General features: G+C 34.3%; 1 protein-coding gene. It reads right to left on the reverse strand.

The features are described 5' to 3' along the window. Nucleotides 1-190 precede the first annotated feature (190 nt). On the reverse strand, nt 191-519 hold a 329-nt coding region (locus tag C6366_RS20875; protein WP_199221579.1), incomplete at its 5' end, for a transposase.

A 519-nucleotide genomic window follows, 5' to 3' on the forward strand; every position in this document is an offset into this window, starting at 1 on the left:
CTCCTGACTACACCTATTTTACTATAATAGCTGGCAAAGTTAAAACATCAACCTTTAAATAATTACTTAATCCGGCATAATTGCGGGCACTTGAATATAAATAATCTTCGGCATGTTGAACTATTTGCGCACGAACAGGATTATTATGGATATATTCGATTTTCTCAGCTATGAAATCGTTTGAGTACAACTATACAGCATGATTTTCATGCGTCCAAACCTGATAGGAACTATTGCGCTTATGTTGTAATGCGGCTATACTAAAAACACTTAATAGCCATTCTCTTCTGCTCTCTGGTATTGAAATTATCGTGTCTATAATTCTTTTACTTGTGAATTTCTTTATATCCCGAATGTTACCGCTTAAATCTCCAATGCTGCTATTGGCAATTAAATGAACATGGTTTGACATTATGACATAAGCACACAACTGAAAGCCTTTATTCTCTATTGCATAACGAAAACTATCCAATACGATATCCCGGTAAACTGAACGTGAAAAAATATCTACCCAATTTA

It is taken from the genome of Desulfonatronum sp. SC1, assembly GCF_003046795.1.
Lineage (GTDB): Bacteria > Desulfobacterota > Desulfovibrionia > Desulfovibrionales > Desulfonatronaceae > Desulfonatronum.